Source organism: Microbacterium sp. AZCO (genome assembly GCF_039614715.1).
Lineage (GTDB): Bacteria > Actinomycetota > Actinomycetes > Actinomycetales > Microbacteriaceae > Microbacterium.
The window spans coordinates 1,145,234-1,164,520 of record NZ_CP154857.1; the positions used below are offsets into that span (position 1 = coordinate 1,145,234).

The 19,287-nt window shown below is 71.0% G+C and carries 19 protein-coding genes; 4 read left to right on the forward strand and 15 right to left on the reverse strand.

Annotated features, from left to right (window positions below; genetic code table 11):
* Window positions 1–15 precede the first annotated feature (15 nt).
* From nusB to AAIB33_RS05385, 4 genes are all read right to left on the reverse strand, one after another.
* Window positions 16–426: a transcription antitermination factor NusB gene (nusB, locus tag AAIB33_RS05370; protein ID WP_345802529.1), complete on the reverse strand. Its 411-nt coding sequence runs from the start codon at window positions 424–426 to the stop codon at window positions 16–18.
* A 4-nt stretch (window positions 427–430) separates the two neighbouring features.
* On the reverse strand, window positions 431–991 hold the full coding sequence (gene efp / locus AAIB33_RS05375) for an elongation factor P (protein WP_345802530.1): 561 nt from the start codon (window positions 989–991) through the stop codon (window positions 431–433).
* A gap of 118 nt (window positions 992–1,109) precedes the next feature.
* A complete protein-coding gene (aroQ, locus tag AAIB33_RS05380; protein ID WP_345802531.1) occupies window positions 1,110–1,568 on the reverse strand; it encodes a type II 3-dehydroquinate dehydratase in 459 nt (152 codons plus the stop codon).
* A complete protein-coding gene (locus AAIB33_RS05385) occupies window positions 1,565–3,400 on the reverse strand; it encodes a TIM barrel protein (RefSeq protein WP_345802532.1) in 1,836 nt (611 codons plus the stop codon). Before AAIB33_RS05385 ends, aroQ begins: the two co-directional genes overlap by 4 nt.
* An 84-nt stretch (window positions 3,401–3,484) precedes the next feature.
* Here AAIB33_RS05385 and AAIB33_RS05390 point away from each other — a divergent pair, with 84 nt between their 5' ends.
* The 3 genes from AAIB33_RS05390 to AAIB33_RS05400 all read left to right on the forward strand — a co-directional run bounded on the left by AAIB33_RS05390 (window position 3,485) and on the right by AAIB33_RS05400 (window position 6,451).
* Window positions 3,485–4,117, forward strand: coding sequence for a TetR/AcrR family transcriptional regulator (locus AAIB33_RS05390; RefSeq protein WP_345802533.1), 633 nt, complete (start codon window positions 3,485–3,487; stop codon window positions 4,115–4,117).
* Window positions 4,118–4,226: 109 nt separating this feature from the next.
* Window positions 4,227–5,102 (forward strand): shikimate dehydrogenase, encoded by an 876-nt coding sequence (locus AAIB33_RS05395; RefSeq protein WP_345802534.1) that lies wholly within the window; start codon window positions 4,227–4,229, stop codon window positions 5,100–5,102.
* A gap of 23 nt (window positions 5,103–5,125) precedes the next feature.
* Window positions 5,126–6,451: an MFS transporter gene (locus AAIB33_RS05400; protein WP_345802535.1), complete on the forward strand. Its 1,326-nt coding sequence runs from the start codon at window positions 5,126–5,128 to the stop codon at window positions 6,449–6,451.
* Window positions 6,452–6,816: 365 nt separating this feature from the next.
* Here AAIB33_RS05400 and aroB read toward each other — a convergent pair whose 3' ends face one another.
* The 11 genes from aroB to AAIB33_RS05455 all read right to left on the reverse strand — a co-directional run bounded on the left by aroB (window position 6,817) and on the right by AAIB33_RS05455 (window position 18,652).
* Complete coding sequence (aroB, locus tag AAIB33_RS05405; RefSeq protein ID WP_345802536.1) at window positions 6,817–7,902, reverse strand: 3-dehydroquinate synthase; 1,086 nt, start codon at window positions 7,900–7,902, stop codon at window positions 6,817–6,819.
* Window positions 7,899–8,459 carry a shikimate kinase gene (locus AAIB33_RS05410; RefSeq protein WP_345802537.1) on the reverse strand — a complete coding sequence of 187 codons (561 nt, stop codon included), beginning with the start codon at window positions 8,457–8,459 and terminating at the stop codon, window positions 7,899–7,901. The genes aroB and AAIB33_RS05410 overlap by 4 nt, the downstream gene beginning before the upstream one ends.
* The gene (aroC, locus tag AAIB33_RS05415; protein WP_345802538.1) at window positions 8,459–9,688 is read right to left on the reverse strand and encodes a chorismate synthase; all 1,230 of its coding nucleotides are present in this window, start codon (window positions 9,686–9,688) and stop codon (window positions 8,459–8,461) included. The genes AAIB33_RS05410 and aroC overlap by 1 nt, the downstream gene beginning before the upstream one ends.
* A 4-nt stretch (window positions 9,689–9,692) precedes the next feature.
* Complete coding sequence (locus tag AAIB33_RS05420; RefSeq protein ID WP_345802539.1) at window positions 9,693–10,535, reverse strand: shikimate dehydrogenase; 843 nt, start codon at window positions 10,533–10,535, stop codon at window positions 9,693–9,695.
* Window positions 10,529–12,496: an endolytic transglycosylase MltG gene (gene mltG, locus AAIB33_RS05425; RefSeq protein WP_345802540.1), complete on the reverse strand. Its 1,968-nt coding sequence runs from the start codon at window positions 12,494–12,496 to the stop codon at window positions 10,529–10,531. The genes AAIB33_RS05420 and mltG overlap by 7 nt, the downstream gene beginning before the upstream one ends.
* Before the next feature lie 2 nt (window positions 12,497–12,498).
* A complete protein-coding gene (ruvX, locus tag AAIB33_RS05430; protein WP_345802541.1) occupies window positions 12,499–12,972 on the reverse strand; it encodes a Holliday junction resolvase RuvX in 474 nt (157 codons plus the stop codon).
* Complete coding sequence (alaS, locus tag AAIB33_RS05435; protein ID WP_345802542.1) at window positions 12,969–15,629, reverse strand: alanine--tRNA ligase; 2,661 nt, start codon at window positions 15,627–15,629, stop codon at window positions 12,969–12,971. The genes ruvX and alaS overlap by 4 nt, the downstream gene beginning before the upstream one ends.
* Before the next feature lie 63 nt (window positions 15,630–15,692).
* Window positions 15,693–16,010 (reverse strand): ATPase, encoded by a 318-nt coding sequence (locus AAIB33_RS05440; RefSeq protein ID WP_345802543.1) that lies wholly within the window; start codon window positions 16,008–16,010, stop codon window positions 15,693–15,695.
* A gap of 99 nt (window positions 16,011–16,109) precedes the next feature.
* A complete protein-coding gene (gene rpsD / locus AAIB33_RS05445; RefSeq protein ID WP_345802544.1) occupies window positions 16,110–16,739 on the reverse strand; it encodes a 30S ribosomal protein S4 in 630 nt (209 codons plus the stop codon).
* A gap of 154 nt (window positions 16,740–16,893) precedes the next feature.
* Window positions 16,894–17,373 (reverse strand): NUDIX domain-containing protein, encoded by a 480-nt coding sequence (locus AAIB33_RS05450; protein ID WP_345802545.1) that lies wholly within the window; start codon window positions 17,371–17,373, stop codon window positions 16,894–16,896.
* A gap of 4 nt (window positions 17,374–17,377) precedes the next feature.
* The gene (locus tag AAIB33_RS05455; protein WP_345803384.1) at window positions 17,378–18,652 is read right to left on the reverse strand and encodes a replication-associated recombination protein A; all 1,275 of its coding nucleotides are present in this window, start codon (window positions 18,650–18,652) and stop codon (window positions 17,378–17,380) included.
* 224 nt (window positions 18,653–18,876) lie between these two features.
* Between AAIB33_RS05455 and AAIB33_RS05460 the strand changes: the two genes are divergently transcribed.
* Complete coding sequence (locus tag AAIB33_RS05460; RefSeq protein WP_345802546.1) at window positions 18,877–19,212, forward strand: dioxygenase; 336 nt, start codon at window positions 18,877–18,879, stop codon at window positions 19,210–19,212.
* The last annotated feature ends 75 nt before the right edge of the window (window positions 19,213–19,287 follow it).

The following is a 19,287-nucleotide window of genomic DNA, read 5'->3' on the forward strand; positions in this document are numbered from 1 at the left end:
ACGGGATCGAAGCCGTCAGGCGGCGCGCGAGATGCGTGCGAGCACTCCGTGCACGAACGACCCGGAGTCGTCGGTCGAGAACTCCTTCGCGAGCTCGACGGCCTCGTCGATCGCGACGGCCGCGGGCACCTCGTCGTTGTAGAGGAGCTCCCAGACGCCGATCCGCAGGAGGGCGCGGTCGACGGCCGGCATCCGCGCGAGCGACCAGTCCTTGGCGAACGTCGTGATCTGCTCGTCGATGGCGTCCCGGTTGTCGATCACGCCGTCCACGATCTCGCGGGCGTACAGCCACGACGCCTCGCGTGCGGGCTCGCTGGCTGCCCGCTTGGCCTCGGCTGCGAGGATCGTGGACACGTCGTCGCCGCGGACGTCGGCCTGGAACAGGATGTCGAGCGCGCGCTTGCGCGCCTTCGTACGGGCGCTCAACGGCTCAGTTCACGCGGCCGAGGTAGTCGCCCGTGCGCGTGTCGACCTTGACCTTGGTGCCGGTCTCGAGGAACAGCGGCACCTGGATCTCGTACCCGGTCTCGACGGTCGCGGGCTTGGTGCCGGCCGACGAGCGGTCGCCCTGCAGGCCCGGCTCGGTGTACGTGATCTCCAGGACGACGGACGCCGGAAGCTCGATGTAGAGGGGGTTGCCGTTGTTGAGGGCGATCTGCACCTGCTGGTTCTCGAGCATGAAGTTCGAGGCGTCGCCGACGACCGACGCGGGGACCGTGAGCTGGTCGTAGTCCGCGACATCCATGAAGACGAAGCTGTCGCCGTCGTTGTACAGGTACGTGAAGTCGCGGCGGTCGACGTTCTCGATCTCGATCTTCGCGCCGGCGTTGTACGTGCGGTCGACGACCTTGCCCGAGACGACGTTCTTGAGCTTCGTGCGGACGAACGCACCGCCCTTGCCCGGCTTGACGTGCTGGAACTCGATGACGCTCCAGAGCTGTCCGTCGATCGAGAGGACGACGCCGTTCTTGATGTCTGCGGTCGATGCCATGGCTGTAGGAGATCCGTTTCGTGTCAGGGGGTCGGTCGCGAAAGCGCAGAAGGCCGACATTCGATTCTACGGGATGCCGCGTCCCGCGCCGCGTGGGGCGCGACGGGCCGCCGAGAGGTCAGTTGTCGGTCTGGCCCGTGATGACGGCGATGAGGCGGGTCACGGCGGTGGCGTAGCCCCTGACTCCCTCGCCGATCACGTGCACGACGGCGACGTCTGCGACATACGAGTGGTGGCGGAACTCCTCGCGCTTCATGACGTCGGAGATGTGCACCTCGGCCACGGGCAGCGAGACGCCGGACAGCGCATCCCGGAGGACGACCGACGTGTGCGTCAGACCGCCGGGGTTGATCACGATGCCCGCGCAGTCCGTCCGCGCCTCGTGGATCGCGTCGAGGAGGACGCCCTCGTGGTTGCTCTGGACGGCCCGCACCTCGAAGCCGCGCGCGGCCGCGGCATCCCCCGCGATGCGCTCGACATCGGCGAGGGTCTCGGTGCCGTAGACCTCGGGCTCACGGACGCCCAGGAGGTTGAGGTTGGGTCCGTTGACGAGCAGGAGACGGCGTGGGGCGGTCATGCTCGCACGATATCAGCGGCTCGCGAGCCGGCGCGCTGCGCCGACAGCCGCACGGGCGCGTTGCCGGCGCCGAAGCCGTCGTAGCATCCGCTGCGCTCGACGAACTCGAAGAACAGGTCGCCCACGGTCGCCGTGTAGAAGTGGAGGTACTCGCCGTCGGCATCCCGGTCGTAGACGAGGTCGAGCTCGCGCAGCGTCCCGAGCAGCTCCGGATCGAGATCGAAGCGCGCCGCGAGGTCGTCGTAGTAGTTCTGCGGGATGCGGAGCGGCTCGAGGCCTCTCGAGCGGGCGGCGCGCGCGAGCGCGACGATGTCGTCGCACGCGAACGCGACGTGCTGCGGCAGCGCCGCCGGCCGCCCCGCCAGGATCGGCGGCGAGACGTTGAGCGGGATGCGGATCGACCCGTCGGGCGACTGGATGACGCGGCTCTGCACGAGCCCGAGAGGACTCGCGACCTCGGTCGAGCTCGCGGTCGGCAGCTCCAGCACCGACGAGAAGAAGAGGATCGCCTCGTCGATCACCTGCCAGGGCTGGCCCAGGCTCACGTGGTCGACGGCGACGATCGGGCTCTCGCGCAGGGATGCCCCATGCTCGAACTCCCCCGCCCACGCGGGTTCTGCGCCGCCGTCGGCGGATGACCAGAAGATCTCCGTCCCGTCGGGGGCGACCGCGCCGGCGAGGTCCTGCTCCCCCGCGTACGTGCGGCGGTAGGCGAACGGCGTGCCGAGCTCACCCGCACGCGCCGTGAGCGCGACCGCGTCCGACACCGCGAAGCCGATCGCGGCGAGGTGCGGCGAGAGACCTCGCGCGTGCTGTTCGTTCAGGACGACGCGGGCCTCTCCCGCCGTCCACAGGGTCACGGGCTTGGTCCGATGCTTGCCGCGCGGCGTGAACCCGACTGTCGCGAGGAGCTCCTCGATGCTCGAGGTGTCCTCGGCCTTGATCTCGACGAAGTCCACGGAGCGCGGGGATCCCGTCGAGGGCAGCTCCGCGTAGCCGACGGGAGCCTCCGCCCCGAGCGACCGCGCGACGGCATCCTCGAGCCACCGGAGCGATCTCCGGGCGTGCACCGCGGTCTGGGCGACGGCCGTCTGGCGGAAGGTGTCGTTGAAGACCTCGAGTGACACGGGTCCCGCGTAGCCCGCCCGCACGACGTGCGCGAGGAAGGCGGTGAGGTCGAAGCTCCCCTCGCCGGGGAAGAGCCGATGGTGCCGGCTCCACGACAGGACGTCCATCGAGAGCGCGGGCGCGTCGGCGAGCTGCAGGAAGAAGATCTTGTCCCCGGGGATCTGCTCGATCGCGGCTGGGTCGTGGCCGCGCGAGAGGATGTGGAAGGAGTCCAGGCACACGCCGACGGCGGGATGGTCGGCGAGCTGCACGATGCGCCAGGCGCGGCGGTAGTCGTCGACGAAGCGTCCCCAGGCGAGGGCTTCGAAGGCGATGCGGATGCCGTACCCCTGCGCGAGCTCGCCGAGCCGGCGCAGCTGCGACGCCGACACCCCGTCGTCGTCGATCGTCGCGGTGCCGACGTTGCTGCAGCAGAGCACGACGTCGATGCCGAGGCGGCGCATGATCGAGAACTTCGCCTCCGCCCGGCGCAGGACGTCGCGGAAGGCCGACTCGTCCACGCCCTCGACGTCGCGCATCGGCTGGTACAGGTCCAGCGTGAGGCCGAGGCGCTCGGCGAGCGCCCGGATCTCCTCCGGGCTCTCGGGGGCGGCGATGAGATCGGGCTCGAAGATCTCGACCCCGTCGAAGCCCGCCCCCGCGGCGGCGTGCAGCTTCTCGGCGAGGGATCCGCTCAGGCACACTGTCGCGATCGACGTCTTCATACCGCGACAATGTACCAGTTAGTACATTGTGACGCACTCCCCTTCCTCCGGGCGCCGCCCGGGGCCGCGGCTATCCTGACAACCGTGCCCCCTGTGACGCGAGACGCCGAGCGAACACGAGCCGAGCTTCTCGCGGTGGCGACCGAGGTGTTCGCCGAGGAGGGCTACTCGGGCGCCCGTGTGGACGACATCGCCGAGCGCACCCGCACGACGAAGCGGATGATCTACTACTACTTCGGCGGCAAGGAGCAGCTCTATCTCGCCGTGCTCGAGAACGCGTACCAGGGCATCCGCGAGGCGGAGCGCGCGATCGACGTGGACCACACCGACCCCGTCGCCGCGATCCGCCAGCTCGCCGAGCTCACGTTCGATCACCACGTCACGCACGACGCCTTCATCAGGCTCGTCGCGATCGAGAACATCCACCGCGGCGAGTTCATCCGCCGCATCGACTCCCTGCGCACCCTCGCTCAGCCCGCCAAGACGCTCCTCGACGAGATCCTCGAGCGCGGCCGGGCGGCCGGCGTCTTCCGCGCCGATGTCGACGCGATCGACGTCCATCTCGTCATCAGCGCCTACTGCGTCTTCCAGATCGCGAACCAGTACACGTTCGGCTACCTGTTCGACGTGTCTTTCACCGATCCTGAGCGTCGCCGCCATCTGCGGGGACTCATCGGCGACGTCGTCGTCGGCTGGCTGACCGCTCCCCAGCGGTAGCGCGCGCACCTCCCGGCATCCCTCCCCTCTTGACAGGGATGCTTCGGCCGTGGTTTTCTCTGAACGTACCGGTTAGTACATTGAGGTGCCGGATGGACGAAGGAGTGCCATGGGACAGAACCCGCCCTATCTCGTCGGGCTCGTCGGAACGGGCGTGACGCCCTCCCTGACGCCCGCGCTGCACATGGCCGAGGCCCGCGCGCTCGACGTCGACTACGTCTACCGCACGATCGACCTCACGACACTGGGCCTCGCCCCCGACGAGCTGCCCGACATCCTCGCCTGGGCCCAGCGTCTCGGATTCGACGCGCTCAACGTGACCCACCCGTGCAAGCGACTGGTGGTCGAGTACCTCGACCGCATCGACCCCCTCGCCGCGGCGCTGGGCTCCGTCAACACGGTGCTCTTCACCGACGAGGGCCTCGTCGGCCACAACACCGACACGACGGGCTTCGAGACGGCGTTCCGCACGGGACTGCCGGGCGCGCCCGTCGACGAGGTGACGCTGCTCGGCGCCGGCGGTGCGGGATCGGCGGTCGCGGACGCCCTCCTTCGCGTCGGGACTCGCCGCCTCACCGTCGTCGACCTCGACGCCCAGCGCGCCGACGAGCTCGCGACGGAGCTCGCCGGCCGGCACGCGGCCGTCGTCGATGCGGCGACGCCCGACGCGCTGCCACGACTGCTCGCCTCGGCATCCGGTCTCGTGCACTGCACCCCGACCGGCATGAAGGAGCACCCCGGCACGCCGTTCTCCCCCGCCCTGCTTCGGCCCGACCTGTGGGTCGCCGACATCGTCTACCGCCCCCTCGACACGGCGCTCCTCCAGGCCGCCCGCGAGGCGGGCTGCGCCACCCTCGACGGCGGACGGATGGCGGTCCACCAGGCCGTCGACGCCTTCCGCCTCATCACGGGTCTGACCCCCGACCCCGACCGCATGATCCGCCACTTCCACAGCCTCGTTGCGCCGCACGAGGTGCTCGCCTGACACTCGAAAGAGAAGGAATCCCGATGACCACCACCGCAACGACGCGGAAGACGCCCGTGAAGGCCGCGATCGCGAGCTTCATGGGCAGCGCCGTCGAGTACTACGACTTCTTCCTGTACGGCTCGGCCGCCGCCCTCATCTTCCCGACCGTGTTCTTCCCGTCCGACGATCAGGCGGCGCTCGTCATGTCGTTCGCGACGTTCGGCTTCGCCTACATCGCGCGGCCCGTCGGCGCCGTCATCCTCGGCCACTTCGGCGACCGGATCGGCCGCCAGAAGGTGCTCATGTTCACCCTGCTCCTCATGGGCTTCTCGACCTTCGCGATCGGATGCCTCCCCGGCTACGAGCAGATCGGCTGGTGGGCTCCCGCGCTGCTGGTGCTCTGCCGCCTGCTTCAGGGGCTGTCGGCATCGGGCGAGCAGGCCGGCGCCTCATCCCTGACCCTCGAGCATGCGCCCGACGATCGGCGGTCCTTCTTCACGTCGTGGACGCTCACCGGCACGCAGGGCGGGCAGATCCTCGCGGCGCTCATCTTCATCCCCGTCGTCGCGCTCCCCGACGAGATCAAGTTCACGTGGGGATGGCGCATCCCGTTCTGGCTGAGCGCCGTCGTCGTGGTCGTCGCGTACCTGATCCGCCGCACGCTGCACGAGACTCCCGAGTTCGAGCAGACGAAGGCCGAGGGACGGATCGCACGGATGCCGCTCATCCCGCTCCTCCGCGACCACTGGCGCGACGTGCTCCGGGTCATCTGCTGCGCCTTCATCGCCGCCGTCTCGACGGTGTTCGGCAACCTGGCGATCGCGTACGGCGTGGAGGTCGGACTCGACGCGACGCTGACGCTGTGGCTCGTGGTCGTGGCGAACTTCGTCGCCCTCGGCACCCAGCCGCTGTTCGGAGCGCTCGCGGACCGCATCGGCCGCAAGCCCGTCTTCATCTACGGCGCCCTGTCGTCGGCGGTGTTCATGCCGTTCTACATGCTGTCGATGGGCGCCGGGAACGCGTTCGTGACGTTCCTGCTCGCCGTCGTCACCTTCTCGTTCGGCTACGCCGCGGCGAACGCCGTCTGGCCCTCGTTCTACGGCGAGATGTTCTCGACGCGCGTGCGCTTCTCCGGCATGGCGATCGGAACCCAGCTCGGCTTCCTCATGGCGGGCTTCGCACCGTCGATCGTCGCGGCCCTGGGGGGCGTGCAGCAGGGCGGCTGGGTCGTCATCAGCGCCTTCACCGCCGTCATCTCGATCATCGCGACGATCAGCGCACTGACCGCCCGCGAGACGAAGAACGTGCCGACGGCTCAGCTCGGACTCGCCTCCGAGCGCACCGGCGAGCTCGCGCCCGCCGTCTGAGGCAAGGCATCCAGGCCCCGTCCCGCTCCCCGCGGGGCGGGGCCTCGCCATGCGCGCGGTCGCGGCGCGCCGCGCCGAACACCGCGATGTCGGAGATCGCCACAGCGTCGGGGCGACACGCCGGACGTGCGTCCGACGAAGCGCTCATCTCCCTGCATTGTGGATGCCGCGGGGCGGCGTCGCGCGCGCAGGGAAGAGGAGCTGCGCGAGAACGAGGGGTGCGCGAGGACGAGGAGCTACGCGAGGACGAGGAGCCGCGCGAGGACGAGGAGATGCGCAGGAACGAGGAGATGCGCAGGAACGAGGAGGCCGAGCGCCCGATCTATCCTCGGTTTTGCCCATCTCCTCGTTTCCGAACGCCGGCGTCAGCCCGCGACCTCCTGGTACGCCGCGAAGAGCAGCGACTCGTCGGGCGCCTGCAGCACGGTGGGCTTGGCGATGTCGTCGAGCACGATGAAGCGCAGCATCCCGCCGCGGCTCTTCTTGTCGCGCTGCATCGTCGCGAGCAGCTGCGGCCACGCGCCCGCTCGGTACGAGGTGGGCAGGCCGAGCAGCTCGAGGATGTCGCGGTGCCGCTGCGCCGAGGCGTCCGGAAGCCGTCCGGCGAGGCGCGACAGCTCGGCGGCGAAGACCATGCCGACCGAGATCGCCGCGCCGTGCCGCCAGCGGTAGCGCTCGGCGTGCTCGATCGCGTGTCCGAGGGTGTGGCCGTAGTTGAGGATCTCGCGGAGGCCCGCCTCGCGGAGGTCCTCCCCCACGACGCGCGCCTTCATCTCGATCGCGAGCTCGATCGAGCGGCGGAAGGCCGGCGTCGTCGGATCGACGGCCGCGACGGGATCGGCCTCGATGAGGTCGAGGATCTCGGGCGCCCAGATGAAGCCGGCCTTGACGACCTCGGCGAAGCCCGCGGTGCGCTCGTTCGCGGAGAGCCCGTCGAGCAGCTCGAGATCGCAGACGACGGCCTTCGGCGGCCAGAAGGCCCCCACGAGGTTCTTGCCCTCGGCGGTGTTGATGCCGGTCTTGCCGCCGACGGCGGCGTCGACCATGCCGAGGACCGTCGTCGGCACCTGAACGACGGTGACGCCGCGCAGCCACGTCGCTGCGACGAAGCCCGCGAGATCGGTGACGGCTCCCCCGCCGAATCCGACGATCGCATCGGTGCGGGTGAAGTCGGCCTGCCCGAGGATCTGCCAGCAGAACGCCGCCACCTCGACGCGCTTGCCCTGCTCGGCATCCGGGATCTCGGCGATCAGCACGTCGCGCGTGCCGTCGGCGAGCAGCCGTTCCCGCAGGCTCGCGGCCTGGGCGGCGAGCGTCGGCGGGTGCACGACGAGAACCTTGCGAGCCGCGGCGGGGATCGCCTCGGCGACGCGGTCCAGGATGCCGCGCCCGACGATGACGTCGTAAGGCTGGTCTCCGGCCACGGTGATGGTCGTGAGGTCGTCGGTCACTTCGTCTCGGTCCCCTCGGTCAGCGCCTCGCGGGCCGACGTCTCTCCGCCGCGCACCCACGCGACGATGTCTGCGACGACGAGCGCGAGCGGGCCCGACGACGTGTCGAACGTCACGTCGGCGACCTCTTCGTAGAGGCCCTTGCGCTGCTCCATGATGGCCTCCCACCGCGCGACGGGATCGTCGTCTGCGGCGAGCAGCGGCCGCGCCTCGCCGTGGATGCGCGAGCGCACGATGTGCGCAGCGACAGTGAGCAGCACGACGCGGTGCGCGGCGAGGTCGTGTCGCGTGTCGGCGTTCAGCACGGCTCCGCCGCCGAGCGCGACGACGCCGCCGCGGCTCAGTGCCGCGCTGACCGCGTCGCGCTCGATCTCCCGGAAGCGTGCTTCGCCCTGCGACGCGAAGAGGTTGGCGATGGGTCCGTGCTCGCGCACGACGAGGCTGTCGGTGTCGGTGAAGGCGAGTCCGAGCTCGCGCGCGACGCGCTTGCCGATGCTGGTCTTGCCCGCGCCCATGGGGCCGACGAGCACGATCGCCGGGGTGGTGCCCTCCGCCATCAGGACGAGAGCTCGTGCTCGAGCAGCGCCGCCTCGGACGCCGGCGCCGTGCGCAGGGTCTCGGGGATGGCGGCGAGGTAGCCCTCCAGGTTGCGCCGCGTCTCGCGCACGCTGTCGCCGCCGAACTTCTCGAGGACGGCGTCGGCCAGGACGATGGCGACCATCGCCTCCGCGACGACGCCGGCCGCGGGCACAGCGCACACGTCGGAGCGCTGGTGGTGCGCGGCGGCGGTGTCGCCGGTCGCGACATCCACCGTCCGCAGGGCGTGCGGCACTGTCGCGATCGGCTTCATCCCCGCGCGGACGCGCAGGACGGTGCCGGTCGACATGCCGCCCTCGGTGCCGCCCGCGCGATCCGAGCCGCGCGTGATGCCGTCGCCGGTCGCGAAGAGCTCGTCGTGGGCCTGAGAGCCGCGGCGGGTCGTGGTGAGGAAGCCGTCGCCGACCTCGACGCCCTTGATCGCCTGGATGCCCATGAGCGCCTGGGCGAGCTTGCCGTCGAGGCGGCGGTCCCACTGCACGTGGGAGCCGAGCCCCGGGGGCAGCCCGTATGCGAGCACCTCGACGATGCCGCCGAGCGTGTCGCCGTCCTTGCGGGCGTCGTCGACCTCGGCGACCATGCGCTCGCTCGTCGCGGGGTCGAAGCAGCGCAGCGGATCGGCGTCGAGGACGTCGACGTCGTCGGGCGTCGGCAGGGCAGAGCCCTCCGGCACGCGGACGGGGCCGATCGAGAGGGTGTGGCTCACGAGGCGGATGCCGAGCTCGGCCAGGAACCCGCGCGCGACGGCGCCGAGGGCGACGCGCGCCGCCGTCTCGCGCGCGCTCGCGCGCTCGAGGATGGGCCGCGCCTCGTCGAAGTCGTACTTCTGCATGCCGACGAGGTCCGCGTGGCCGGGACGCGGCCGCGTGAGCGCCGCCCCGCGTCCGCGCGACTTGTCGGTGAGCTCGACGGGGTCGGGGCTCATGACCTCGATCCACTTCGGCCACTCGGTGTTGCCGACGCGCAGGGCGATGGGGCTGCCGATCGAGAGGCCGTGGCGCACGCCGCCCGAGATCGACAGCTCGTCCTCCTCGAACTTCATGCGCGAGCCGCGGCCGTAGCCGAGCTTGCGTCGCGCGAGGTCGGCCTGGATGGCGGCGCGCGAGACCGGGACGCCGGACGGCAGACCCTCCATGATGGCGACGAGTTCGGGACCGTGCGATTCGCCGGCCGTGAGCACGCGGAGCATTGCTCTAGTCTCCCATGATCGCCGAGCGCATCGCGGCGAGGGCCTCCTCCTCGTCATCCAGCGGAACCTCGACCTCGCCGGTCGTGAAGACGCGCACCTGCAGCAGGGCCTGATGCAGCAGCATCCCGAGCCCCGAGACGGCCGGATGCCCGGCCCGCTTCCACGCGGACGACAGGTGCGTCGGCCAGTGGCCGTAGACGACGTCGAGCAGCAGTCCGCCGTCGGTCGCGAGGGCATCGGCCGCGGCATCCGTCACGGGCGCGTCCCCGGGGAGGGTCGCGATCGTGACGGGCACGGACGAGTAGAGGGATGCCGCGAACGGCGTCGCCCGCACGTCCACGCCCAGCCGCTCTCCCAGCGCCGCCAACGGGCCGACAGCCTCGGGGCGGCGCGCCACGACGTCGACCTGTCGCGCGCCGAGCTCCTCGAGGGCGACGAGCGCCGACGTCGCGGTCGCGCCGGCGCCCACGATGCGCGCACGGTCGACGCCCTCGATGCCCTCTTCGCGGAGCGAGCGGACGATGCCGCCGATGTCGGTGTTGAATCCCCGCGGGCCGTCGGTGTCGAGCAGCAGCGTGTTGACGGCGCCGGTCAGCTCCGCGCGGCGATCGCGCACGCGCGCGGCGTCGAATGCGACCGACTTGAGCGGCATGGTGAGCGACAACCCGCGCCAGCGGTCGTCGAGCGACGCGAGCTCGCGAGCGAACGCGGCTTCGCTCACCTGACGGCGGTCGTACGTCCAGTCGCGCCCGAGCACGCGATAGGCGGCCGCGTGCAGCTGCGGAGAACGACTGTGCGCGATGGGGTCGCCCCAGACCTCGAGGCGCGTCGCCGTCTCCGTCAGCATTTGCCCGGGTTGGCGGCGCACCACTCCTGCCACTGCTTGACAGCCTTCTCGTGGTCCTGGACGTTCGTCGTGAAGACCGTCTCGCCCGTGTCGGGGTTGACCGTGACGAAGTACAGCCACGGGCCGTCGGCCGGGTGCATCGCGGCGTCGATGGCCTTGTCGCCGGGGCTCGCGATCGGTCCCTTCGGCAGACCCGGGTGCTTGTACGTGTTCCACGGGTTGTCGTCGTCGAGAGCGGCCTGAGAGGACGAAACGGTGCCGTCGTGCATCTCGCCATAGCCGTACTGCGCCGTCGAGTCCATCTGGAGCAGGCCGAAGGTCTGGTCGTTGTTCGGGTCAAGGCGGTTCTCGATGACGCGGGAGACCTTGTAGAAGTCGTCTTCGAAGCGCGCTTCGCGCTGGATGATCGAGGCGATCGTGAGGACGCGCTGGCGATCTTCGACGGGGACGCCCGCGGCGTCCAGCGACTGCACCGTGCGGTCCACCATCTGCTGGATGGCCTGCTGCGCGGTCGTGCCGGGGTCGAACGTGTACATCGCCGGGAAGAGCCAGCCCTCGAGGCTGTCGGCCTGGACGCCGTACGCGGACGGGTCCTGCACCGCGGCCTGCAGATCCGGCAGGGGGATGCCGGTCCCCTCCGCGATGATCGGCAGCATCTGGTCGATCGTCAGGCCCTCCTGAAGGAGCGCCGAGTTCTCCATCTTGTTCGCCGGGTCCTGCAGCGCCGTGAGCGCGGCATCCGACGTCATCTTCTTCTGCAGCTTGTAGACGCCGGGGTAGAAGGTCGGGTTCTGACCGGTCTTGACGAGCATGTCGTAGAACGCGTCCGAGGTCTTCGTGACCCCCGCGTCGTAGAGCGCCGTCGAGATCGTACTGCCCGTGTCGCCGGACGAGATCGTGACCAGCGCCTCGCCGGTCGCCTGACCGGCCTCGTAGTCCTTCGGCTCCTCCCAGCCCATGAACTCGCGGATCTTGTCCTCGTACGTGTTCCACACGTACAGGCCGCCGGCGGCGATGCCCCCGAGGATCAGCAGCACGATGCCGAGCGCGATCCAGCCGCCCACGCGGCGGCGACGCTTGTTCGGCGGAGGAGGAACCCGGCCGATCTGATCGGACGACGCTGTGCCCATGAACAGATCCTCCAGGCTCGCCGAGGGGGCGGCCTCCCGCGACGCGCCTGCCGCGGGGGCGCTCTCGCCCTTCGCGGATGAGGCCTGCGCGGTCGCCTGCGGGGTGAGGAGATCCTCGAACGAGGCGACCGGGAAGACCGCGGTCGCGGGAGGCGATGCATCCACCCCCGAGTCCTCGGCTCCCTGAGCAGCCGGCGGCACCGAGGTCGCAGCGGCGGGCGTCTGGGATGCCGGCGCCGCAGCGTCGACGTCGGCGATGGCCAGTGCCGCCGTCGGGGCGACACCGTTCGATGCGCCGACGTCCGTCGGGCCGGTCGCCGCCTGCGCGGCGCCGACGTCCGTCGGGCCGGTCGCCGCCTGCGCGGCGCGAGCCTCGCGCGCCGCGCGGCGGGACAGGGGCGCACCCGTCGCCGCTGCACCCGTCGTTGCAGGCCCGGAGCCGGTGGATCCCTGCACGGCCGCTGAGTCGATGGATGCCTCGACCCGGGCCGCTTCGCTGGACGCCTGTGCGGGGGCGGGATCGGCGGACGCCGGAACCGGAACCGGGTCGGTGGACGCGACTCCCCCGTGCGAGCCGGCGGGCGCGGCTTGGTCGTGGGCGGTCATCGCGACGGATGCGGGGATCGCGCCGCCGATCGGCTCCTCGACGGAGAAGGGCGTGAGCCGCGGAGTTGCGGGCCGGGCAGCGTAGTCGTACGTGTCTCCGGGGCCGGGCTCGGGGGCAGGTGTGCGGCGCGGACCGGGGATCTCCCCGCCGCGGACCCGCGGATCGGGGAGCTTGCCGAAGAGATCCGCGAACGGATCGTCGTACGGCGAGGACGAGCGTGGCATGGTCAGGCGGGCTCCTGGGCCGGGGGTACGGGGGTTCCGGGCGGCCGCCCCGTGTTCTTCTCGACATCGAGTGCCTGCTGGAGCAGCACCACCGCGGCGACCTGGTCGACAATCCTACGAGACTGTCGCTGTGTCTTGCCCGATCCGCGCAGGGCCGAATGCGCCGAGACGGTGCTGAGCCGCTCGTCCACGAGCCGGACGGGCAGACGGGATGCCTCCGCGAGCGCCTGCGCGAACTCCCGCGCGTCAGCCGTCGACGGCGTGTCGGCGCCGCTCAGGCTGATCGGGAGCCCGACGGCGATCTCGACCGCGTCGTGCTCCTGGGCGAGAGCGACGACGCGCGCGATCGACGCGTCGTCGCGCGGCACCGTCTCCACCGGCGTCGCCAGCATCCCGTCGGGATCGCACTTCGCGACGCCGACGCGGGCCCTCCCCACGTCGATGCCGAGGCGCACCCCGCGGCGGAACCCGGTCACGCTGCTCCGAGGGCGTCCTTCACGGCGCCGAGCGCCGACGGCAGCGCCGCGGCATCCGTTCCCCCACCCTGGGCCACGTCGTCGCGGCCTCCGCCGCCTCCGCCGAGCGCACCCGCGGCGGCCTTGGCGAGCACGCCCGCCTTCGCGCCCGCGGCACGCGCGGCGTCGTTCGTCACGACGACCACGACGGGCCGATCGCCGACGGCGGCGCCGAGCGCCACGACAGCCGCATCGGAGCCGAGCCGGTCGCGCACCTGGAGCGCGAGCGACCGGACGTCGTCGGCCGACGCGGCCGTGCCGAGCGACTCGGCGACGACGCGGAAGGGGCCGACGCTCGTCGCGCCGTCCGCGAGGGCGGGCAGCCGGTCGGCGAGGGCGCGCGACTCGAACTGGGCGATCTTCTTCTCGGCGGCCTTGAGGCTCGCCTGCAGCTCGGCGATGCGGGCGGGCAGCTGGTCCCTCGGCGTCTTGAGCGTCGACGTCAGCTGCGACACGAGCGCGCGCTCGGCCGCGAGCGACCGGAACGCGTCGAGTCCGACGAGCGCCTCGACGCGACGGTTCGACGCTCCGACCGACGACTCGCCGACGAGGTTGATGAGCCCGATCTCCGCGCTCGACGCGACGTGCGTGCCCGCGCAGAGCTCGCGCGACCACGGACCGCCGATGTCGACCATGCGCACGGTGTCGCCGTACTTCTCGCCGAACAGCGCCATGGCGCCGGCGGCCTTCGCCTCGTCGAGCGGAAGCACGCGGGTCGTGACCTCGAGGTTGTCGCGCACGGCGTTGTTGGCGATCTCCTCGATCTCCGACTTCGTCGCCTCCGACAGCGCCTGACTCCACGAGAAGTCGAAGCGCATGTACCCGGCGCGGTTGAGCGATCCGGCCTGCGTCGCCGTCTTGCCGAGGGTGTCGCGGAGGGCGGCGTGCACGAGGTGGGTCGCGGAGTGCGCCTGACGCGCGGCGCGCCGGTTCGCGGCATCCACCACCGTCGTCGCCGGCTGACCGACGCCGACCTCGCCGGACGACACCTCGACGGTGTGACTGACGAGGCCCGGAACGGGCTTCTGCACATCGAGTACCTCGAGCTCGTAGCCCGGACCGACGATGACGCCCTTGTCGGCGACCTGACCGCCCGACTCCGCGTAGAGCGCGGTCTCGGCGAGGATCACCTCGGCGATCTGGCCCGTCGTCGCGCGATCCGCCGGCACGCCGTCGACGAGGATGCCGAGCACGCTCGACTCCGTCTCGAGGTCGGTGTAGCCCGTGAAGATCGTCTCGCCCTGCGCGCGGAGGTCGCGGTAGACGCTCGTGTCGGCGAGCTGGCGCTTGCGCGCCTTGGCGTCGGCCTTGGCCCGCGCGCGCTGCTCCTGCATGAGCGTGTCGAAGGCGGCGCGGTCGACCGTGAGGCCCGCCTCCTCGGCGATCTCGAGGGTGAGGTCGATCGGGAAGCCGTAGGTGTCGTGCAGGAGGAACGCCTCGGCGCCCGCGATCGTCGTGCCGCCGGAGGACTTCGTCTCGGCGACCGACTCGTCGAGGATCGTCGAGCCTGCCGCGAGGGTGCGCAGGAAGGTCTCCTCTTCCGCGAGGGCGTACTGCGAGATGCGCGCCCAGTCGGTCTCGACGACGGGGTATGCCTCCTTCATGGCGTCGCGCGACGTCGTGAAGAGGTCGGCGAAGGTCGGGCCCTCGACGCCGAGCAGGCGCATCGAGCGGATCGCGCGGCGCATGAGACGGCGGAGGATGTACCCGCGGCCGTCGTTGGACGGCGTGACGCCGTCGGAGAGCAGCATGAGCGACGACCGCACGTGGTCGGCGACGACCCGGAAGCGGATGTCGTCCTCGTGGTTCGCGCCGTAGGTGCGGCCGGAGAGGGCGACGGCGCGGTCGAGGACCGGGCGCACCTGGTCGGTCTCGTACATGTTGTCGACGCCCTGCTTGATGAAGGCGACGCGCTCGAGCCCCATGCCGGTGTCGATGTTCTTCGCGGGCAGCTCGCCGACGATGTCGAAGTCGTACTTCGAGCGCACGTTGGTGATCTCGTACTGCATGAACACGAGGTTCCAGATCTCGACATAGCGGTCGTCGTCGGTCGCGGGGCCGCCGTCGACGCCGTACGCCGGTCCGCGGTCGAAGAAGATCTCCGAGCAGGGGCCGGCAGGGCCCGGGAGTCCGGTGCTCCAGTAGTTCGTGTCCTTGCCGAGGCGCTGGATGCGGTCCGGCGAGACGCCCGCGACGGACTGCCACAGGCCGTGCGCCTCGTCGTCCTCCTCGTAGACCGTCACCCACAGGTCCGCAGGATCGAAGGCGAGCCCGCCCTCGTCCTCCGGGGAGGTGAGCAGCGTCCACGCGAAGCGGATCGCATCCTCCTTGAAATAGTCGCCGAACGACCAGTTGCCGAGCATCTGGAAGAACGTGCCGTGGCGCGGCGTCTTGCCGACCTCTTCGATGTCGTTGGTGCGGATGCACTTCTGGTTGTCGGCCGCGCGCCGGTACGGGGCGGGGACGTCACCGCTCAGATACGGGATGAACGGCACCATGCCGGCGACGGTGAACAGGAGCGCCGGGTCGTCGGTGACGAGCGAGGCGGAGGGCACGATGGTGTGCCCGTTCTTCTCGAAGTAGTCGAGAAAGCGGCGGGAGATCTCCGCGGTCTTCATGCGTATGGTTCCTCGAGGGCGAGCGATGGCCACCCCGTCATGCGGGGTGCTGCGCGAGCGGGATCAGTCGGTGAGCTTCTTGGCGGCGGTCTTCGCCGCCGAGGCCGCGTCGGCGGCGGCATCCTGTGCGGAGTCGACCACCTCGGCGGCGGCTTCCTGCACGGCGGCGAACGCCTCGGCCGCGGCATCCTTCGCGCTGTCGATGGCCTCGCCGAAGCGGGCCTCCTGCTCGCGGTAGGCGTCGCCCATGCGGTCGGTGAACTCGCCGATGCGGGCGTCGATCTCGGCGAGGAGCTCGTGGCCGCGTGGGTCCTTGTTCACGAAGTGCGCGACGACGAAGCCGCCGATGACGCCGACGAGCAACCACAGGACGTTCTTCATGACACCACTCCTCGGCCGCGGTCGCGGCATCCACCCATCGTAAGCGTTAACGACGGAGGGCGCCGGGTCACCCCGACGCCCTCCATGCTGTGCTGAGTGTCAGCGAGCTGCGTAGTACTCGACGACGAGCTGGACCTCACAGGTCACCGGAACCTCGGCGCGCTTGGGGCGACGCACGAGACGGGCCTGGAGCTTGTCGAGCTCGACCTCGAGGTAGCCCGGAACGGGGGGCAGGACCTCGGCGTGACCGCCGAGCGCCGCCACCTGGAAGGGCTCGAGGCCCTCGCTCTTGGCCTTGACGTGGATGAGCTGACCCGGCTTCACGCGGAACGACGGGCGGTCGACGAGCTGGCCGTCGACGAGGATGTGACGGTGCACGACGAGCTGGCGGGCCTGCGCGGTCGTGCGGGCGAAGCCGGCGCGGAGCACGAGGGCGTCGAGACGCATCTCGAGCAGCTCGACGAGGTTCTCACCCGTCAGGCCGTCCTTGCGGCGGGCCTCGTTGAACGTGTTGCGCATCTGCTTCTCGCGGATGCCGTACTGCTCGCGCAGACGCTGCTTCTCGCGGAGGCGGACGGCGTAGTCGCTGTCCTGCTTGCGCTTGGTGCGGCCGTGCTCACCCGGAGCGTAGGGACGCTTCTCGAGGTACTTGGCTGCCTTGGGGGTCAGTGCGACGCCGAGGGCGCGCGAGAGACGCACCTTGCGGCGGTCCTGGGACTTCGTTGCCACGAAGTGTTCCTTCCGATGACGCGGCCGCGTCTCTCGCGGCTCGCGGACGTATCGCCTGTCTTCGCCCTGTCCGAGCTGCACGTCGGGGCATGCCGGAAGGTGGTTCAGAAGAGAGGGGATGCCCGAAAACCCGGTTTCGAGCCGATCAAGTCTATCAGACGGGGCGGACTTCCCCTGATGAGGGGCGGGATGCCTCGTCGAGCGCCGCGGCGAGCTCGACCATGCCGACCGGGTACAGCGGCGGGTCGCTCCGGCGCAGGTCGTCGAGCGACACCCACCGCACCGTCGTGTGGTTGTCGAGCACGCGGAGCTCGACGTCGTCGCCGAGCGCGTCGAGCGCGGGACTCGCGACCGAGAAGGCGTGGACGACCTCGTGGCCGCGAGCACCGCCGGACTCGAAGATGTTCTCCGTGATCGACAGCGGGCGGGCCTCGGCGAGCGCGATGTCGAGCTCCTCGACGAATTCGCGCTGGATCGCCTCGCGCGCGGTCTCGCCGAACTCGATACCGCCGCCCGGCACGCGGGCGAACACGTCGTGACGGGCCGTGGCGGGATAGATCTCGACGAGCATGCGGCCGTCGCGCACGACGAGGCCGACGGCGATGTTGCGGATGCGGTCGGGCGGGGGCGTCATGTCGTCACTCCCCGTCGAGGATGCGGCGGAGCTTGTCGAGCCGTGCCTGCACGTCGCGCTCCTGGCCGTGGTTGGTGGGCTCGTAGTAGCGGCGGCCCTTCAGCTCGTCGGGGAGATACTGCTGCGCGACGACGCCGATCTCGGTGTCGTGCGGGTATCTGTAGCCCTTGCCGTGGCCCAGTCGTTTCGCGCCGGGATAGTGCGCATCGCGGAGATGCGTGGGCACGCGGCCGAAGCCGCCCGACCGGACGTCCTCGATCGCCTTGTTGATCGCCAGGTAGGCGGCGTTCGACTTCGCCGTCGTCGCGAGGTAGGCGGTCGCCTCGGCGAGCGGGATGCGGCCCTCCGGCATGCCGATGAACTGCACGGCGTCGGCGGCCGCGACCGCGAGCGGGAGGGCCTGGGGATCGGCGAGTCCGATGTCCTCCGCCGCCGAGATGATGAGCCGGCGTGCGATGAAACGGGGGTCCTCCCCCGCCTCGATCATGCGGGCGAGGTAGTGCATCGCGGCATCCACGTCGGATCCCCGGATCGACTTGATGAACGCGCTGATGACGTCGTAGTGCTCGTCGCCCTGCCGGTCGTAGCGCAGCAGCGCCCGGTCGACCGCCTGCGCGACGTCGTCGGCCGTGACCGAGACCTCGTCGTCCTCCGCGTCGCTCGCCGCGATGGATGCCGCGGCCTCGAGAGCTGTGAGCGCGCGGCGCGCGTCGCCCGACGCGAGTCGCACGAGGGCGTCGCGGGCCGGGGGCTCGAGGACGGCGGCGCCCGCGAGACCCCGCGCATCGGTGACGGCGCGGTCGACCAGCATCCCGAGATCCTCGTCGGTGAGCGGCTTGAGGGTCAGGAGGAGCGATCGCGACAGGAGCGGCGAGATGACGGAGAACGACGGATTCTCGGTCGTCGCGGCGATCAGCACCACCCAGCCGTTCTCGACGCCCGGGAGCAGGGCGTCCTGCTGGGCCTTCGTGAAGCGGTGGATCTCGTCGAGGAAGAGGATCGTCGACATTCCGTACAGATCGCGCTGGGTGAGCGCCTCCTGCATGACCTCGCGCACGTCGCGGACGCCCGCGGTGATCGCCGACAGCTCGACGAAGCGCCGCCCCGAGGAGCGCGCGATCGCCTGAGCGAGCGTCGTCTTGCCCGTGCCGGGCGGGCCCCACAGGATCACCGAGGTGGCCGTGGCCGTGGCATCGGGATCCGCGAGGGCCACGAGCGGCGAACCGCGGCGCAGCAGGTGCGCCTGGCCGGCGACCTCGTCGAGCGATGTCGGCCGCATGCGCACCGCGAGAGGCGTCTGCCCCTGGAAGAGCGCGGACGGGCCCGCGCTCCCCGACGCTCCGCGTGACGCGCCGGCGGCACGGGGAGAGGGAGTGGGGACGGTCACGATCCCAGGCTAGCCGCCGGTTCCGACGCGGGCGCCGAGGCGGTTTGTCGGGCCGACCGGGGTTTGCGTAGGATCATCCCGGCCCAGGACGCCGTCCGGCCAGACGAGGAGGCCCCGTGGCTGCGGGTGGCAAGGACCGTGACGCGCGCGAATCGCGCGAACGGGCACGCGTCTATCAGGCACGGCAGCAGCTGCACGAGGACCAGGCCCGTCGCCGTCGGCGCGACAACCTCCTCGCGGGCATCATCGGCGGTGTGCTGATCCTCGGAGTCATCGGCGCGCAGGCGGCCTACTTCACGGTCGGCCCGGGCGCTCCCGCCCCCTCGCCGAGCGTCTCGCCCAGCGTCGCGCCCACGTCGACGGACGCCCCGCTGCCGACGCCCGAATCGACCTCGACTGACGCCCCGCTGCCGGCGCCCGAATCGACGCCGAGCCCCACCCCGAGCTCCTGAGGTTTTTCCGCGCTCAGACCGGCTTCCCGGCCTGAGCGCGGCCCTCCCGCCGTACTAGGCTGGTGCGCGTCCATC

Bases quoted from the DNA above. Each gene is read 5' to 3' on its own strand.
- AAIB33_RS05385 (WP_345802532.1), bottom strand. From the start codon at position 3,400: ATGAAGACGTCGATCGCGACAGTGTGCCTGAGCGGATCCCTCGCCGAG.
- AAIB33_RS05410 (WP_345802537.1), bottom strand. From the start codon at position 8,459: ATGGCGGAGGGCACCACCCCGGCGATCGTGCTCGTCGGCCCCATGGGC.
- AAIB33_RS05395 (WP_345802534.1), top strand. From the start codon at position 4,227: ATGGGACAGAACCCGCCCTATCTCGTCGGGCTCGTCGGAACGGGCGTG.
- aroQ (WP_345802531.1), bottom strand. From the start codon at position 1,568: ATGACCGCCCCACGCCGTCTCCTGCTCGTCAACGGACCCAACCTCAAC.
- AAIB33_RS05420 (WP_345802539.1), bottom strand. From the start codon at position 10,535: ATGCTGACGGAGACGGCGACGCGCCTCGAGGTCTGGGGCGACCCCATC.
- AAIB33_RS05455 (WP_345803384.1), bottom strand. From the start codon at position 18,652: ATGCGGCCGACATCGCTCGACGAGGTCGCCGGCCAGGCGCACCTGCTG.
- efp (WP_345802530.1), bottom strand. From the start codon at position 991: ATGGCATCGACCGCAGACATCAAGAACGGCGTCGTCCTCTCGATCGAC.
- aroC (WP_345802538.1), bottom strand. From the start codon at position 9,688: ATGCTCCGCGTGCTCACGGCCGGCGAATCGCACGGTCCCGAACTCGTC.
- mltG (WP_345802540.1), bottom strand. From the start codon at position 12,496: ATGCCACGCTCGTCCTCGCCGTACGACGATCCGTTCGCGGATCTCTTC.
- AAIB33_RS05440 (WP_345802543.1), bottom strand. From the start codon at position 16,010: ATGAAGAACGTCCTGTGGTTGCTCGTCGGCGTCATCGGCGGCTTCGTC.
- AAIB33_RS05450 (WP_345802545.1), bottom strand. From the start codon at position 17,373: ATGACGCCCCCGCCCGACCGCATCCGCAACATCGCCGTCGGCCTCGTC.
- AAIB33_RS05400 (WP_345802535.1), top strand. From the start codon at position 5,126: ATGACCACCACCGCAACGACGCGGAAGACGCCCGTGAAGGCCGCGATC.
- alaS (WP_345802542.1), bottom strand. From the start codon at position 15,629: ATGAAGACCGCGGAGATCTCCCGCCGCTTTCTCGACTACTTCGAGAAG.